Annotated in this window: 10 protein-coding genes; 2 read left to right on the forward strand and 8 right to left on the reverse strand. The window is 41.8% G+C overall.

The genetic code is table 11. The annotated features are described in order from the left end of the window. Nucleotides 1-9: 9 nt before the first annotated feature. Both ABTV71_RS21115 and ABTV71_RS21120 read right to left on the reverse strand, forming a co-directional pair. A complete protein-coding gene (locus ABTV71_RS21115; protein ID WP_433900950.1) occupies nt 10-3,126 on the reverse strand; it encodes a SusC/RagA family TonB-linked outer membrane protein in 3,117 nt (1,038 codons plus the stop codon). Between the two features lie 417 nt (nt 3,127-3,543). Beyond that, complete coding sequence (locus ABTV71_RS21120; RefSeq protein ID WP_433900951.1) at nt 3,544-5,799, reverse strand: GH92 family glycosyl hydrolase; 2,256 nt, start codon at nt 5,797-5,799, stop codon at nt 3,544-3,546. A 216-nt stretch (nt 5,800-6,015) separates the two neighbouring features. Here ABTV71_RS21120 and ABTV71_RS21125 point away from each other — a divergent pair, with 216 nt between their 5' ends. Continuing rightward, the gene (locus ABTV71_RS21125; RefSeq protein WP_433900952.1) at nt 6,016-7,161 is read left to right on the forward strand and encodes an MBL fold metallo-hydrolase; all 1,146 of its coding nucleotides are present in this window, start codon (nt 6,016-6,018) and stop codon (nt 7,159-7,161) included. On the opposite strand, the gene ABTV71_RS21130 is transcribed toward ABTV71_RS21125, so the two are convergent. The 4 genes from ABTV71_RS21130 to ABTV71_RS21145 form a co-directional block, all read right to left on the reverse strand. Then, complete coding sequence (locus ABTV71_RS21130) at nt 7,145-7,954, reverse strand: helix-turn-helix domain-containing protein (RefSeq protein ID WP_433900953.1); 810 nt, start codon at nt 7,952-7,954, stop codon at nt 7,145-7,147. The two genes, ABTV71_RS21125 and ABTV71_RS21130, sit on opposite strands and share 17 nt — an antisense overlap. Nucleotides 7,955-8,108: 154 nt before the next feature. Continuing rightward, nucleotides 8,109-8,723, reverse strand: coding sequence for a Crp/Fnr family transcriptional regulator (locus ABTV71_RS21135; protein WP_245971270.1), 615 nt, complete (start codon nt 8,721-8,723; stop codon nt 8,109-8,111). Then, on the reverse strand, nt 8,710-9,426 hold the full coding sequence (locus ABTV71_RS21140) for a response regulator transcription factor (RefSeq protein ID WP_121122444.1): 717 nt from the start codon (nt 9,424-9,426) through the stop codon (nt 8,710-8,712). The genes ABTV71_RS21135 and ABTV71_RS21140 overlap by 14 nt, the downstream gene beginning before the upstream one ends. Next, nucleotides 9,395-10,813 (reverse strand): sensor histidine kinase, encoded by a 1,419-nt coding sequence (locus ABTV71_RS21145; RefSeq protein WP_433900954.1) that lies wholly within the window; start codon nt 10,811-10,813, stop codon nt 9,395-9,397. Before ABTV71_RS21145 ends, ABTV71_RS21140 begins: the two co-directional genes overlap by 32 nt. Nucleotides 10,814-10,943: 130 nt before the next feature. On the opposite strand from ABTV71_RS21145, the gene ABTV71_RS21150 reads away from it, so the two are divergent. After that, the gene (locus tag ABTV71_RS21150; RefSeq protein WP_121122448.1) at nt 10,944-12,353 is read left to right on the forward strand and encodes an alpha-L-fucosidase; all 1,410 of its coding nucleotides are present in this window, start codon (nt 10,944-10,946) and stop codon (nt 12,351-12,353) included. A 90-nt stretch (nt 12,354-12,443) separates the two neighbouring features. Here ABTV71_RS21150 and ABTV71_RS21155 read toward each other — a convergent pair whose 3' ends face one another. Both ABTV71_RS21155 and ABTV71_RS21160 read right to left on the reverse strand, forming a co-directional pair. Continuing rightward, complete coding sequence (locus tag ABTV71_RS21155; RefSeq protein WP_433900955.1) at nt 12,444-14,054, reverse strand: RagB/SusD family nutrient uptake outer membrane protein; 1,611 nt, start codon at nt 14,052-14,054, stop codon at nt 12,444-12,446. A 46-nt stretch (nt 14,055-14,100) separates the two neighbouring features. Next, complete coding sequence (locus ABTV71_RS21160; RefSeq protein ID WP_433900956.1) at nt 14,101-17,214, reverse strand: SusC/RagA family TonB-linked outer membrane protein; 3,114 nt, start codon at nt 17,212-17,214, stop codon at nt 14,101-14,103. Nucleotides 17,215-17,354 lie beyond the last annotated feature (140 nt).

A 17,354-nucleotide genomic window follows, 5' to 3' on the forward strand; every position in this document is an offset into this window, starting at 1 on the left:
GATTTACAATTAAAAGTTTACGTTAAGACCAAAGACATTTGTTTTTACTTGCGGATAGTAATTACCGCGTGAATCAGCTGGCGCCTCCGGATCAAATCCTTTAGCAAATCCAGTGAATGTCAACAGATTTTGGCCGCTATAATAAAGTTTGGCCCCCTTGATTCCAATTCGATCCGTAAATGTTTTTGGCAGCGTATAGCCAAAAGTGATATTTTTTAGGCGTACGTAACTAGCGTTTTGAATCCAGAAGTCCGAAGGGGTACCCGAAGGGCTATTTTGTGTCCAACTCGTTAATGCGCGTGGCATCGATCCATTTGGATTGGTTTCGGCATTAAATCGATCGGCGTAGATGGTAGTTGGTTTATCCGATCCAGAGATCCCGCCAATGGCTTCGCCCCATAGATATCCCTGTACCTTTGCTGCTCCCTGGAAAAATAGACTCAAATCAAAGTTTTTATAACTCATATTTGAGGTTAAGCCAAAGATGAATTTTGGATCTGGCGATCCTAAATATACCCGATCGTTGCCATCAATCTTCTTATCCCCATTTTGATCTTTATAGATCAGATCTCCAGCACCGATCTTATCATTTACACCCTGTATTTTACTATTCGTGTATTCCTCATTAGAGCGGTAGATCCCAATACTCTCATAGCCGTAGAATGAACGAATGGGTCTACCTTGTTCATAGACATAAAACGTTCCATTCACTTGTGGTTCATCGCTTGCCCATTTTTTAATCTGATTATTGATATAGGATCCATTGGCAGCTATGCTATATTTAAAATCCCCTATACTATTTTGGTAATTGATTTGTAATTCTACCCCATTATTCTGTACTTTCCCCGCATTCTGATAAGGTGCCGGAAGACCATAAAGGTTTGAAACAGGCAATTTCAGGAGTACACCATCGGTACGACGGTCAAAATATTCAAATACAAAACCTAGGTTATTCTTCAAGTTCAGATCCAAACCAATATTGGTACTTGTGGTCGCTTCCCAACGCAGTAAAGGATTAGCCGATTGTGCTGTAGCTCCTCCAGAGCTCACTTTATCTTTTTCAAAAGGATAATTAAATCCTGGAGCAATTGTAAATATTCCTGGATAAAATGCATCTCCCGTTGGATATAAGTTGTCTGATGTTGCAGACAACTGCTGATTTCCCAATTTACCCCATCCTCCTCTTAATTTCAATTCTGATATTCCTTCAGCCAACGCGGATTCCTTGAAAAAATCTTCCTGCGAAATACGCCATCCAGCAGAGAATGAAGGGAAAGTGCTCCAGCGATTATTCCCCAAGAAACGCGAAGTTCCATCACGCCTTACATTGGCTTCTAAAAGATATTTGTCTGCAAAAGCATAGTTGATCCGGCCAAAGAATGAACGTAAAATCAGTTTTTTAGCACCGCCGTCTACTTTCATGCCATCTCTGCTACCTAAATTGAGTTCCGGAAAATCATGATTTAAAAAACCTTGCGCATAAGCGCTTGAATAGTCAGCCCTAAAAGTCTCATCCATAAAGCCACCTAAAACATTGAACTGGTGATTTCCAATCTTTTTATCGTAGGTCAATAAGGTCTGAAAAGTCAATCGTTCTGATTGGAAGTTATAGACTGTCAAGTTATTTATTCCCTGTTTAGGGCCAGGTTCGCCATTTTGATTGTAGTATTGAATATCTTTAACAAACTTAGACGACATATTATCTATGGGCTGAAATCCAATCACTTGTTTCACTTTCAATCCCTCCAAGATTTTAAATTCACCCGAGAAATTTACCTGTGTATGTTTATAGGTCATATTATCTTTAGACTCCATATCCATCCAAGCAATGGGATTACCATCGCTGCCACGGCCGTACACACCGTTGCTATATTTATAGGGAATAAAATTTGGAATCCGGTTGACTTGTCTAAAGATCTGTGCCATATCACCGGTATACGGGTTTACTGGCTCAGTAATGCGTTGATAATTGTAGGCCAATCCCAGATCAAAGCGTAATCTTTCCGATACTTTTGCCCCTACATTTGTGCGCAAGTTATATCGGTCTGAACTTGCTACTTTAATCACACCTTTTTGTCCCAAGTAACCACCAGAAGCCATGTATTGCACCTCTTCCGTGCCGCCTGTCACTTGCAAGTTGTGCGCTTGTTGGAAGCCCGAGCCCTTGTACAATAACCCTAACCAATCTGTATTGGGATGTCCATCTGGATCCGAACCGTTTTTAAAAAGCTCAAGGTCTTGCGCTGTAAAACGAGTCGTTTTTCCTTCATTCTTGAGCGCTTCATTAAGGATCACGGCATGATCATAAGAATTCATATATTCTGGAAGCCGCGTTGGGTCCTGAATACCGGCATATCCTGTATAATTTAATTGCGGTTTGCCACTACCACCTTTTTTAGTAGTAATTAAAATGACTCCGTTTGCCGCCTTTGAACCATAGATTGCCGCACTCGGACCATCTTTCAATACCGATACACTTTCAATATCATTTGGGTTGATATTATTCATCGAACTTTCGATTCCGTCCACAATCACTAAGGGATTGGCGTTGTTGATCGTACCCAGACCGCGAATCCGTATTGTGCCATTGTCTTTACCCGGCTGACCAGAATTCTGTGTAATAGTTACACCGGAAAATTTACCTTGAATAGCCGATGATACGTTCGTCACGGGGCGATCCTGTAAGTCTTTTGACGTAATTGCCTGTACGGCACCAGTTAGGTTCACTTTCTTTTGCTTAGCGAAACCGACCACGACGACTTCCTCCAATGCCGCGTTATCGCCTTCCAATTGAATAGAAATCGTACTACCAGCTACAGTCACTTCTTTGGGTTTATACCCCACACTACTTACAACCAAAATATCACCAGTCTTGGCCTTGATTGAAAATGCACCTTTTGTATCAGTCGATGTCGACATGGAGGTACCTTTCACCGAAATGGTAGCACCTGCCAGTGGTCCATTATCCGAAGTGACCTTTCCCGTAATCGGATTTTGTTCAATTAGGTTCGGTGTACTCTCAAAGACGGCAGGTCTATCGATCGCAAATGTACTTTGCGAAGATGCCACAAGAAGAGCAGCAGCAAGCAAGCTTAACTTTTGGTTACTTGTAAATTTTGAAATCATAATTAAATAGTTAGTTATTATTGCGTCAGTCAGTTTTTTCAGTTTAAGATTGACTAGTTCAGCCCCTTAAATTAGAGGGATATCCCTTGGAAAAAAAGTATTGGACAAACGAAATCGATTGCGTGAACAGCGCAATCGATTGTCTAATGCAGGAAAATGAAACTTATGTCACTCGGTCTCCTGTGTATTACCAAGATCGCACGGAGAGTTTTCGATTAACCTGACTATGTAAATGACGCCCGCCTGTGCAACGGCTTATAGCATTAAGGCAATCCATCAAATCGTGCTAAGATGCAAAAAAGGTCCGTTGATCTATTGACCAACGAACCTTTTTTGATGCAGAAAGGGATTCGAATACATTATGGTCTTAAAAACCAATGCCGTATCACCTGATTATTGAGCCAAAACCGGCTTATTTTAATTTCCCCAGTTTTTTTGAGCTTTGTCCCCCATCACAAATTCAAGCGTGCCACCTTTAAGGATATCTGCATGGCTCAGCTGCGTACTGTTTAACGGCTTTCCGTTGAGCGTGGCCGATTGGATATATTTATTTTTTGCCGAAGCATTCTTACCGATAACCACAAAAGACTTCCCGTTTGGCAGGCTTATCGTCGTTTTCCTAAAAAATGGTGATCCAATACTATAAGAAGCCAGTCCAGGTGTAACAGGATAAAAACCCATCTGTGAAAAAACGACAAAAGCTGACATTCCACCACCATCTTCATCACCCGGTACCCCCATCAGGTCGTTTCTAAACCACTCGCCTATTAGTTTATGGATACGTTTTTGTGTCATCCAGGGCTGTCCTGCATAATTATACAGATAGGGAATATGGAGCGCCGGCTCATTGGCCATAGAAAACTGTCCAACGTTGCCCGTATGATCCGGCAGCTGTGCATAGAAATCAAATTTGGAACGTCCCAGCGGTTGTTGGAACATTTCATCCAGATAGTGTACAAAAAGCTGACTTCCGCCCATTAATTTGATCAGATCCGGAATATTGTGCTGTACATCCCAACGGTAGATCCAAGCGTTGTTTTCACCATAATATTCCCTAGCTCCCTGCCCGCCCGCAAATACATAGTCAAAAGGCATGATAAAGTTACCTTTTTCATCTTTGGGATGGAAAAATTTGGTTTGCTCATTGAATAAATTTCTGTAATTGGAAGATTGCTTCATAAACAGATCATAATCCGCTTTTATACCCAATTCGTTCGCCAGTTGAGCGAGACACCACAGGTCATAAGAAGTGCCTAGCGTAACAGCTACTGGCTGACGTTTTTCAAAGCCATGCACTTCCGGATAAACTTCTTGCTCTCCAGGGTGCAAAGCAGGTATATAGCCCTTTTCTTTAAAAAATTGATCCATTTTTCCAGCGGGCTTATCCGACCATGGTGCTAAGGTTTTTTCGGTAATCGCTGCTTTTGCAGCCAAATAGGCTTTTTGAATATCAAAGCCCCGGATCCCCTTGCGGTAAGCATCCAATAAGGTCGCAACACCGTGGTTTGAATTCATCCTTCGGCTATCTCCTGTGATTTCCGGAAAAGTCGGTAACCAAGGTTTGTCCATCTGCTCCGACATCCGCACAAAGGAATGGAGAATATTCGATTCAGCAGCCGGCTCCAATAACACGCGTAGTGGGTGGTGCGCGCGGTAGGAGTCCCAAATCCAATCATCTGTAAAAAAGGGTTTGCCTTCATCCGAATGAACCTTGCCATCAAATGCACTGAAATACCGCCCATCTTCGGAGATATTGACCGGACGCTCATAGGTGCGGTACAAGGAAGTATAGAAAACATGTTTATCCGATTCACTGTCGCCTTCGACAGCAATCTTTCCAAGTGCTTGATTCCAGATTTTACGGCCATTTTCTGCCAGTTTCTTTTCATCAAAATCAACAATCTCACGGTTCAGGTTTGCTTTAGCCTGTGTGACATCAATAAATGAAACACCGTACTTCATCTTTAAATTGACCCCAGCCTGGTCAAATTGCAGCACAAGACAAGCATTTCTTCCTTTTGCGTCCATACCTTTTGCTAGCTGTTGCCCCTGGAGCGTGCTGACAGCGCTAGGTTTGATTTCCGGAACAGCATAGATATACACCCGTGTGCCGTTGCCAATTTCCTGTATTCCAGAAAGTGCCTGTCCATCCCACTTTAGTGCTCCGTCACGGGAATTGAATTGCAAATATTTTGTCCCTGCATTCGGAAAGGTAAAGGCATACATTCCCGACTGATGCGACAAAGCATATGACACCTGAATATCTTCCTGATCCAACACAACGGAATAGCCATAAGGCTTGATCTCCTCCTGATCATAGCTGTACAACTGCACTGGCTTAAGATCGGTAGGCAATTGCAGCATTGGACTCAGGTTAAAAGCGGACGATCCACGATGGCTCGTGACGATAAGCGGAAGACCATACAGGCGGTCAGAAGTAAAATCACCTCTTTCAGGGTAGACCCGTAATATACTATTTGGTAAATGAACGGTTGGATATGTTGGCACCAACAAATGGCTGATATTCCCCATATAGGGATTGACATAATCAACAAAGTTTTCTAAGTTTTTAGCCTGAGAAAAACCTTTTAGCAAAAAGATTGTCAAAAAAGAACAACAGCATATGGTCCGTAAGAAGGTTTTAGGTTTCAATTTAATTTTTTTGTTTTGCATGCTGAATGATTAAGTGATTAATGGTTTAAGGACAAAATATCCGCTTCGTCCTTAAAGTTAATTTTTTTTGCTCAAATTTACCTTAATCGGTATTGATTTAATAACCTCACGAAGGCGCACTTGCATCACCTGAGCCGTACACAACATAAACTTTGAGCTTTTTACAAAAAAATTCGTTATCCCGCCTGCCTATCTTTGTCCTATAAACAATTTAAGATGAAATCAAAGCACAAGGTTACAGGCTTCTTCCGGTTTTTGAAATGGTCCGCCCTGACACTTGTTGTTCTCATCGGATTAATCACTTTATATATGATGCATCCCCAATTTGGCAAAAGACCTTCAGGCGAAAGACTTAAGCGTATCGAACAATCTAAACAATTCAAGGATGGTAAATTTCGAAACAGTAGCCCGACACCACAGCTGACACAAAACTGGACGGTAGCGCTATCCGATTATCTTTTCAAAAAATCAGACGAGACCAGCCCCAAAGGTAGGATACCTTCGGTTCCGGTCAATTGGGATAGTCTTTTTACCAAATCCCATGGTTTGGTCTGGCTGGGGCATTCCTCCTATCTACTGCGTACAGACGGTAAAACAATCCTTGTCGATCCGGTACTAAGCGGTAGCATATCGCCCATACCGGGAAGTGGCAAAGCCTTTGCGGGAGCTGATGTAACCACAGCCGATGCCCTGCCGGCCATCGATTACCTTTTTATTTCACATGATCATTACGATCATATGGATTACAAAACGCTCAAAACACTGCAACCCCGAGTTGGCAAAATAATCGTTGGACTTGGTGTGGGTGAACATCTGGAATATTGGGGCTACCGTAACGATCAGATTATTGAAAAAGATTGGTGGGAAGAGGTCGATCTGGGAAACGGATTTCATGTAACAGTCACACCGGCACGGCATTTTTCAGGCCGCAGCATCTGGTCGGCTAATACACTCTGGGCCTCCTATGTGCTTGTGACGCCAAGCCGTAAACTATACTTTGGCGGAGACAGTGGTTATGATGTTCATTTTAAAGAAATAGGCGAAAAACTGGGCCCATTTGATCTGGCTATCCTCGAAAATGGACAATATGACCTGAGCTGGAAATACATCCACATGATGCCCGAAGAAGTGGTGCAGGCGGCAAAAGATCTACAAGCAGCGGCACTATTACCCGTTCACTCCTCTAAATTTGTCCTAGCCAACCATGCATGGTATGAACCCTTGGAGCGCATTTCAAAAGAAGCCCAGCAGCAGCAGCAAATATTGATCACCCCACGCATCGGTGAGGTTGTCGATCTTGATCATGTCGATAACGGTTCGAGCTATTGGTGGAGGAACTATCTGATTAAGCAATGGAATTGATTGTCGCCGGCGTTATCCCAAATTTCTCTTTAAAAGAAGCATAAAAATGGGAAAGGTTTTCAAAGCCAAGATCCAGGTAGATATCCGCAGGTCTTTTCCGTTTATTTTCAATCAGATAATAAGCCTCGGAAAGACGCTTTTCCTTCAACCATTTACGGGGCGAGGTGCGGAACATCTTCTCAAAATCACGCTTAAAACTAGCCAAGCTACGGCCTGATAATTTGGCAAAACTTTCTAAAGGGACATTATATTTATAGTTCTTTAGCATAAATTCCTCGAGATCTATCTTATGCGGTTCGGAGAAATCAAACAAAAGATCTTTCAGAGCGGGATATCTTTCCAACAGTAAAGTAATCAGTTCGTAGATCTTGATGGTTTCCATCTGCGGGCTGACGCGGTCCGAAGCCTCCGCATAAGGCGCCAATGATTCAAAATAACTCTTGATAAAGATATCACCCTCCAGGAGAATATTCGTGTCCGACTGCTGCTTCTTATCCGAAGACAGCTGCTGGTCCAGGGCATACTTCTTGAGCCGGTCTGCATGGAGCATGATGGAGATAGACTGATAAACAGAATTTTTCGAAGGGTGTTTGAACGCCTTTGCCAGTTGATTTCTCCGGGCGACCAATAGCTGTCCTTCCTTTGTCACCAGCTTTCCCTTTTCAAGGTCAAAATGTGTCTCACCGGACAACTGGAAAAGCACCACATGTTCAGGAATAAACTGTTCATGACCAAATGCCTTATCCACATAACAGGAATATAAAAAAGCCTTTCCAAAATCTTTTTCTTCCATATTCATCATATTCAATTTTATCAATTCATATAGCACTTTAGCTATCCCCGTACTAAAAATTGAACCTATCCCCAAGATAGCAAATATCTATTCCAATACGGGCTTAAGTGGTGCTTTCCACGCTTTTAATCTTAAAAAAGAAACCATGTGCGTATTACTTACCTGTGGCAAGTCTTTTCCTTATGATACTGACAAACTCGGGTGAAACACCGAGATAAGATGCGATATAATATTGTGGCACCCGTTGTGATATTGTCGGATATAAGTCGATAAACTCAAGATATCGTTCAGTGGCCGGTTTTGCCATGGTGTGGATCAGCCTATTTTGTAGCACAGCAAGCCTACGCTGTACCAGCATACGAAAGACGCGTTCAAACTTTGGAATAGTATCCAGCAGTTTTTCTTTAGTCTCGGGAGTCAGCATAAGGAGTTCACATTCTTCCAATGTTTCCATATACAGACTCGAAGGTATATGGTAATGAAAGGAGGCGATATCACTGATCCACCAATCTTCGACCGCAAAGGCCAAGGTGACCTCAAAACCATTTTCATCAAGATAATAGATCCGAACGCAGCCTTTCTGGAGATATCCTTCAAACTGGCAGATCTCCCCCTCCTGCAACAACATGGTTTTCTTGGGGACTTTGCGTGTAGTCAACAAATCAGTAAACTGTGTTATCTCTTCTTCTGTAAGTATTATACACTTGGATACATTTTTGAGAATATTTGCGTACATCATATTATTATTGTCAAAGCTACTTATTTTCATATAAAATATAACCGGCACCGTAGATACTCTCGATATGTAGCATCTTATCGACCTGCAGCAATTTACGAATACGCGAAATAAAAACTTCCAGGCTTTTGCCATTAAAAAAATCTGTATTCCCCCAGAATAACAAAAGAAGATCCTTTTTGTTGACCAACAGATTTTTATGTAAGATCAGATGGCGCAGCAGTTCTGCTTCGCGGATGGTCAGCTTTTGTGCCTTTCCTTCGCTATCCGTCAAGCTATAACGTTCCATATCAAGCCACAGCTGACCTATCCGAAGTCCGGTCTCAGACACAGCATCCGGTACAGGAGCCGCAGCTACCGCCAATAAATTGCGAATTTTAAGCAATATTTCATCCATATCAAAGGGTTTAGCAATATAATCCACCGCCCCTAGCGACAGCCCTTGGAGACGTGAAGTTCGTTCGTGCAGCGCTGTCAAAAAGAAAATCGGCTGTCCTTTCTTCAGTTGCACAATATCCTGAGCGAGATCAAAACCATTTCCGTCCGGGAGCTGCACATCTATAATTAGCAATTTAGCCACGTGCTCCCCAAAAGCCTCCAATCCAGCTTTCATCGTGCAAGCCCACACCACGCTAAATCCCTTGTAGCGGAGATAGCGTGAGAAAACCTCGCCCAGATCAGGTTCGTCCTCGATCAGCAGGATATCAATCCTTTTTTTTGCTATTGAAATACCCATTGTCAATGTAAATATAAAAAATAGTACCGCCCCCGGAACTATTTCCCAAACAGATTGCCCAACCTAGGCGATCCAAACAAGATTTTACATAGTATAATCCTAATCCAAGTCCGGGTTTCCCACCCGAAGACTGTCCGCGATAGAAAGCGGTAAATAGCGCGTTCCTATCCGATGGAGCAATTCCCCGCCCATTGTCTTCAATCTTGAGGCAATATTGTTCAACTTTCCTCTCCCAGCTCAATCGAATGGTCTTGGTGGAATGGTCGTTAAATTTGATGGCGTTTGAGATCAGATTGTCAAGTATTGAAAAATAATACCCCTCATCCAGTTGCAATAGCAGCTCCTCCCCTAGTGGTGTATAATCTATTTCAATCTCTCCTTGGTAACGCAGTTGCAGTTCGTGTAGGATCTCCATTGTAAATAAGTCAAGGGGAACCTGTACAATTTTTGCCTGCTGCTCCTGCAAAGCGACGGATCCCATCACTTGTTCAAAATAGTCCTTGAGCCGCTTTGCCTGCCTTTCGACCACACGCCCCAACTGAGCTACCTCTTTATTGTCCGGGTCAGTTTCCCGATCGATCAGGCTATGTGCGCTGACCAAGATTGTTGTCAATGGTGTATTGAATTCATGCCGCATATGATTCAAGAAACTTGTTTTCAGATCGACAAGTTTACGCTGATTGACCCAATTTCTGTAGGTTCTGTAGCTCAGCAGCACAATAAGAGCTATACAGGCCAAGGAAAGTAAAAATACAGGCGCCATTTGTTGTATGATCCGCCAGTTGCGATTTTCATAATCCACATAGAGACTATAAGTAAAACGGTAAGGAATCGGTGCTCTGTCGCTGACGGCCAACTGGAACACCCGATTGTTGAGCGATCCCTGTTTGAGTGAGCCACTGATGGCCGACATATGATTGGCATTCGTACTTTTATAAAACACCTTCCAGGTACTGTCTGTTGGATTGTAGAGTTCCAGCTCATCAAAATGAAACAAATAGACCAGTGTTGTATCGAGCCGCTGCTGCCGGACGATCCGATAAAAGATGCTGTCCAGCGACTGTTTTTTACGCATGCTTGCGAGAAACTGTTCCATCCGTTGCTTGCCATACTGTTGCGCATCTGGGGAATGCTCCATGACTTTCCTAAACCAGGTCTGCAGATACGGAACCAGTTCCGCCTGAAATACGGCATCGCCCCCGGGAAAAATCTTATCATCCATAATGGCTGTACCATATTCATTTTGGATCAGATTGAGCTGTCCGATCTGATAGTTTTTATCTTCAAGTTGATAGGTATTGAAAATCAAAAAGCCTATTAGGGCCGTTAAAATCAAGAAACTTGTCCCAAATGCCCAGGGATATATATTTCTATTGAAGCTATTCATAGTTTAAAAATAGCATCTATTTACCGATTCAAGATACCCATTAGGTTTTTATTAGGCTTTCATTAAGCTTTTGTTAAGCCGATGATACCCCGATTAACTGTACTTTTATAGTATAACAAATTAGCAAATTATGTCCAAAATTTCACAAACACTACTTTACAGCCTATTTTACCTTTTGTTGGGTAATACACTATTCGCACAGTCCAGTTTTTCAAAGAAAGTTCTTGAGCAGAGCCAGCTCGATTTTGTTAACTTAGGATTTGGAATGTTTATTCACTATGGTATGCCTACCTTTATGGAACAGGACTGGTCTGATCCCAATGCTCCTTTGGAGCTGTTCAAATCACCGAAACTCAATGTGGATCAATGGGCCAAGGCAGCTAAGTCGGCCAATATGACCTATGGCTGTCTCACCACCAAACATCATAGCGGTTTCCCGATCTGGGACACCAAAACCACGGACTATAACGTTATGAATACCCCTTTACACCGTGATGTGGTGAAGGAGTTTACCGATGCCTTCCGTAAAAATGGTCTGCGCGTGATGCTTTATTATTCCATTCTGGACATGCATCAGGGAATACGCCCTCATACGATCACCAAAGCCCATATCCAGTTGATTAAGGATCAGCTCACAGAATTATTGACACAATACGGCGAGATCGATGCTCTGGTTATCGATGGTTGGGATGCCCCTTGGTCGCGCATTTCGTACGATGATATTCCTTTCGATGATATTTATTATTTAGTCAAATCATTACAACCCAAATGCCTGTTGATGGATCTCAATTCGGCTAAATATCCGGGCGATGCATTATTTTATACCGACATCAAATCCTATGAACAGGGTGCGGGACAATTTATCTCCAAAGAACATAATAAGCTGCCAGCCATGGCCTGTTTGCCCCTACAGCAAAATTGGTTTTGGAAAACATCATTTCCAACTACTCCGGTAAAGGATGTGAAGGAACTTGTGGAGAAATTCGTTATACCCTACAACAATGCCTATTGCAACTTTATGCTCAATGTAGCTCCCAATAGTGATGGTTTAATGGATCAAAACGCACTTGAAGCCTTAAAAACCCTCGGTACATTATACAAAAACAAACCTAATTACAGCACATTACCAAGCTATCAGGCTCCAATTGTCGATCACAATATTGCCAAACAAGTCGCTTCTTACAGCAGCTGGGGTGAGGATATGAATATTATGGATTTTGCCAATGATGATAATTTTGGTAGCGCCTGGGTATCCAATCCACAGGCTAAAAAAGAAGTATGGTATGAATTGGATTTTGAGCGTAGCAAAGCTTTCAATAGCGTGGTTATCACTGAAGGTAAAGACAACCCATCACACTATAGTTTATCTTACCTCAAAGGTGGAAAATGGCATTCCATTTCAGCCACACCGGTGCAACAAGGCCGAATTAAGATCTTTCGTTTTGACGAAGTTCTTGGAGAAAAATTACGCTTCAATATCCATCCCGAGAAGGATAATGCGGTAGTAAATGAGATCGGTGTTTACCAAGAAAGAAGGTAGAAATAGACTATTCACCGTTATATAAAACAGTAAGAATTCCTGAGCGCAAAGCGTCTCGGGAATTCTTATTTTCACCTGTTACCATTACCTTTATTTCCATAACGGATTCTGAACCAATACCCCTTTAGAAGCATCAATTGCAGATTGAGGTATCGGCCAGACGTAAAATTTTGGATTATTAAAATACCGTGTATCAACTACAGTTTTCAAATATTTATTTTTATGGCCATTTTCTGTACTTATAGAGGCAATGCCATCCGGAGCATGAACTGTATATATAGGTCCCTGCAGAACCTGTTCTCCTAGTTTCCAGCGCAGTATATCAAAATACCGAAGCCCCTCCCCTGCTAATTCTATCCTTCGTTCATGTCTGATAAAAGTACGTAAACCAGATTGATTCATTGCCCAGCCATTCAACGCAAAAGTCTGCTCGACAGATGGCATATTTGCTCTCGTCCGAATTTGGTTTAAGACAGCGATAACCTCATTTGAAGGTCCTGATATCTCATTTTGTGCTTCAGCAAAATTCAATAAAACCTCGGCATAGCGAAAAGCTTTCCAATTGTTTGTTCCGGATCGGACATAATCATATCGGTCTACATTTTTGGCCCATGAAAAACCTGCTCGCGAACCAAGGTCACCACCGATTCTGTCACCAGCATTATTAAATGGGTCATACTGATTTATATTGGAAAAAAAAGGGTAAGGGAAAATGTCCCCCGGACACAATATCGTCCCCCTTAGCCTTGGATCTCTATTGCCAAAGGGGTCTGTTGACTTATAAGCAGGATCCTTCGTGAAAGGATAATATCCATTTTTACTTTCATAATCATCTACCAATTCGGCCGTCGGCCCAAGAATATTGCGCCCGTTCATCAAGGCCTGAGACCCCAGAATATCTCTCAGGCTGTTCTGCTTAACGGACAAGGTATAGCCAAAAGACCAAATATCCTCCGCCGAATAATCACCGTCCTTTTGAAAAAAATTATAATAATTCGGATAAAGGCTATAAGTCTTCATCGCCATCAGTTCCCTGGCAGTAGTTGCTGCTTGACTAAACTGTTCATTATAAAGACATACCCTAATTTTAAGGGCCATTACCGCACCTTTGGTCGCCCTCCCCAAGTCTGCACCTGTATAAGACTGTGGTAAATCTGCCGCGGCCTCGTCCAGCCATTGAATAACATTTTTTATAATCTCCGATTTAGCAGTTTTTGGTAGATCTGCTTCATTTGGATCCTTAATCAGACTATTGACAAAAGGAATATCCCCATAGAGCGTAGTCATAATAAAATAGCGGTATGCTAAGACAAATTTGACTTCTGCAATCAATCTTTTTTTCAGATTGACGTCCATGCCCGGAACTTGGTCTACGTGTTCAAAAAAACTGAACGCCTGTCGCATAGGTGAATAATTCCATTCTTTTCCACTGATGGTCGGATCTTGGGTGCTATTGCCAAAACGTTTTGTTGTCGGATCATTGCTAATACCGTTATCGCTCATTCCCTCATAATATACAAAATTATCCTGGGGCATAAAAGTATACATTCGAGTTGCAAACATCACTGCATCCTCCGAAGACTGCCAGTACGTTTCATCTGTGATCTGATTCAGGGGAACATGATCCAACATATTTTTGTTACAAGCTCCTGTCATGATACAGAGCGCCATGACACCTAATAATTGTGTTAACTTTATCATTTGATTGCTCATTATTTATATTTCTAAAAATCAACTTTCCCTTCTTTTAAAACGATAGATTTAGACCCAGACTCAGATTTCTAACCTGTGGATAATTGGATCCATCACCATAATTTGAGATTTCAGGATCCAAACTTTTTGGAAAATCTTTATTTGTAAAAACGAATAGATTGTCCGCCGATGCAAAAAAACGCAAAGAGGAAAGACCGAGCTTGTTTACGATTTTACTATTCATGGTATAGCCCAATTGAATATTTTTAACACGCAGATAAGAAGCATTAAATAACCACCAACTCGAAAACTGACTGTTATTAATGGACTGATCTGTACGCAATATGGGGTAACGTGCATCCGGATTAGTCGGTGACCAATAATCTAACTGCGATTCCAGAATATTTCCATCACCATTATAAAAAAAAGGCACTTGAGCTCCACCGCTAACACGGGCAAGGTTGCTCATAACCCCTTGCAATAATATTCCGATATCAAATCCACGGTAGGATCCACCCAAATTAATTCCATAACGATACTGAGGAGTTGCCTGTCCCAAAATCACGCGATCATCAGGCGTAATCTTGCCGTCCCCATTGACATCCCTGAATTTGATATCCCCGGGGATATTTCTTGGGGTCTGGGTTGCATGATTCGCTATCTCGTCTACTGATTGAAAAAGTCCCTCCGCTTTCAGGCCATACCAAATCCATCGCGATTGTCCCACGATAAGCGGATTATCGCCGTAACTGGGTCCGGTCCCACCTAAATCAAGGATTTTGTTACGATTATCAGAGAAATTAACAGAAGCATGATAATGAAAATCATTGACATGGTTCTTGTAGGCGATATTTACCTCAAACCCCTGGTTCTGTAGCTTTCCGACATTTTGCTGAGGTGCTCCGATCCCATAAGTACTTGGCACAACGGGCGATCGTAAAATTCCTGATGTTCGTTCTCTGAATAAGTCCACGTTCACATCAATATGATTTAGAATTGTAAAATCCAACCCAACATTTGCAGTTGTTTTGACCTCCCAGGTCAAATCTGGATTAGGCGAATTATTATAATAGGTGGTCGTGGTGCTATTTTTATTCAGAATATATCGATCCTGTCCAATGGTATTCGCCCACGGGTATAATCCGCTTGCATTTTGGTTGCCGACCTGGCCATAAGATGCCCTGAATTTAACGAAATTTAAAACATTCGTGATAGGTTTTAAAAAGCTCTCATCTGAAATAATCCAGCCAGCAGAAACCGATGGGAAAAAGCCATATTTTTTATTCTGAAAAACCGAGGTGCCGTCATATCTGGCATTCGCCTCCAATAAGTAACGTCCTTTATAATCATAGTTTACCCGGCCAAACCAAGATCTGACAGCATAAGAGGTTGCGTTTCCGGACACATTGGTCAAGGTTGGATCGGATGATCCTGCATCGATCTGATCTAGGGAATTGTTTAAGAAATCATAACGTGTAATGGCGTTGTAATCATAGCGATCGGATTCCTGAGAATAACCCAGTAAAGCTTTTAACGCGTGGTCACCAAAAATCTTATTATAATTTAATGTAATTATTCCAGTGGGATGGCTTTGCGCATAATTTACTTTACTCGCACTATTGGGATCATTCACATACACCACGATCTGTTCATCATCATTATAAAGCGGATGTCTGCTAAAAAATGCGGAAGTAAAACTATTGGTGTAGTTATAACTATATGTTCCGTTCAGTACCAAATTATCCAGAATTTTAAATTCAGCAAGAAAATTCGTATTTATGGTGTTAAGATTTTCATTACTGACCCCGCCCTTTGTCATGATATCATTAGGCTGAGCACCCCCACGGTAACTTCTGTCATTTCCTCCTTTTGTATACGGATATTCGGTTACAGGAACAATATAGGACCATTGTAGCGCATTGCCTATACCATAAGCAGGCTGTTGCTTATCTTCCTTGGTCAGCACTGTATTAACACCAAGTTTCAATCTTTTCGATACCTGAACATTTACATTACCCCGCGTATTGTATCTTTTATACTCCACATTTTTAATTAATCCGCCCTGGTTTAGGTAGCCTCCCGAAACGAAATAATCTACATTTTCACTTCCACCGGACACACTTAAATTATGCTGGTTTTGCATTGCCCGATTGTCAAGTATATAAGGAATCCAGTTTGTACTAGGCAAGGCTCCAGATTTGTACTTTTCAGCTAATTCGGGGTTGAATTTTACCTGAGCATTTGGATTGTCGTTCAGCTGGGCCTGATTGTACAGATCTACAAATTGCGGCGCATCAACAAATTTAGGGAGTCTCACCGGGCGTTGTGCCCCAAACATCGCACTATATTGTACATTTGGTTTACTATTTTTTTTACCCTTCTTAGTTGTTACCAAAAGTACCCCACCCGAAGCTCGGGCACCATAAATAGCCGTCGCCGAAGCATCTTTCAAAATACTGACTGACGCGATATCATTCGGATTGAGGTAATTAATATTGTTCACAGCAATACCGTCAACAATATAAAGAACCGGATTATTCGACAAAGTGCTATTACCACGAATATCCACCGAAGTTGAACCATAGCCGGGATTGCCATCCGTCTGCTGGATATTTAAACCACCGGCTTGGCCCTGGAGAATATTGATCACAGAGGGAACAGCACGATTTTCAAGGTCCTCACTCGAAACCGTAGCAACAGAACTCGTCAAACTCGCTTTCTTCTGTGTGCCGTAGCCAACCACGACAACCTCATTTAGACTGGTTTGCGAAAGCTGCAAAGTTACATTTAACATTTTTCGACCTTGTACCGGAATAACCTGTGTTTGATGGCCCACATAGGAAAATACAAGTGAGCCATTTTTCGGCACGCGAATACTGAACATCCCTTTGCTATCAGTTTGGCTTTGTTCTTTACTTTCTTTCACAGCTACTGTAGCACCAGAAATACCCATTAATCCTTGTTGTACACCTGTTACTTGCCCAGTCACTAAAATCAACGAATCCTGTAGACTGAGGTGATTTAATAATATGGGTTTGGTAATTTTCATTTCAGCCGATCTGGCTGGCGAATAACATGCTACCGAAGTCAATAGCAAAATTGACCAATGACAATTTGCTTTCCAACGAAGCATATATTGAGTCTTTGGTTGAATAAAAAAATGATTCATAACATAAAAAGTTTATTAGTTACTTGAATAGGTATAAGGTTTTTAGTACTCGTAAAGATACTATACACAGCTGGGCACTATGCTTAATGGAAACCTAATGAAAGCCTAATAAAAACTTAATGGTTAATTCAATTTTTATC

The sequence above is a fragment of the Sphingobacterium puteale genome (assembly GCF_050986225.1).
Classification (GTDB): domain Bacteria; phylum Bacteroidota; class Bacteroidia; order Sphingobacteriales; family Sphingobacteriaceae; genus Sphingobacterium; species Sphingobacterium puteale.

Coding starts and splice junctions, on each gene's coding strand:
- ABTV71_RS21115 (WP_433900950.1), bottom strand. CDS start 3,126: ATGATTTCAAAATTTACAAGTAACCAAAAGTTAAGCTTGCTTGCTGCT.
- ABTV71_RS21145 (WP_433900954.1), bottom strand. CDS start 10,813: ATGAATAGCTTCAATAGAAATATATATCCCTGGGCATTTGGGACAAGT.
- ABTV71_RS21120 (WP_433900951.1), bottom strand. CDS start 5,799: ATGCAAAACAAAAAAATTAAATTGAAACCTAAAACCTTCTTACGGACC.
- ABTV71_RS21155 (WP_433900955.1), bottom strand. CDS start 14,054: ATGATAAAGTTAACACAATTATTAGGTGTCATGGCGCTCTGTATCATG.
- ABTV71_RS21150 (WP_121122448.1), top strand. CDS start 10,944: ATGTCCAAAATTTCACAAACACTACTTTACAGCCTATTTTACCTTTTG.
- ABTV71_RS21125 (WP_433900952.1), top strand. CDS start 6,016: ATGAAATCAAAGCACAAGGTTACAGGCTTCTTCCGGTTTTTGAAATGG.
- ABTV71_RS21160 (WP_433900956.1), bottom strand. CDS start 17,214: ATGAATCATTTTTTTATTCAACCAAAGACTCAATATATGCTTCGTTGG.
- ABTV71_RS21135 (WP_245971270.1), bottom strand. CDS start 8,723: ATGAAAATAAGTAGCTTTGACAATAATAATATGATGTACGCAAATATT.
- ABTV71_RS21140 (WP_121122444.1), bottom strand. CDS start 9,426: ATGGGTATTTCAATAGCAAAAAAAAGGATTGATATCCTGCTGATCGAG.
- ABTV71_RS21130 (WP_433900953.1), bottom strand. CDS start 7,954: ATGGAAGAAAAAGATTTTGGAAAGGCTTTTTTATATTCCTGTTATGTG.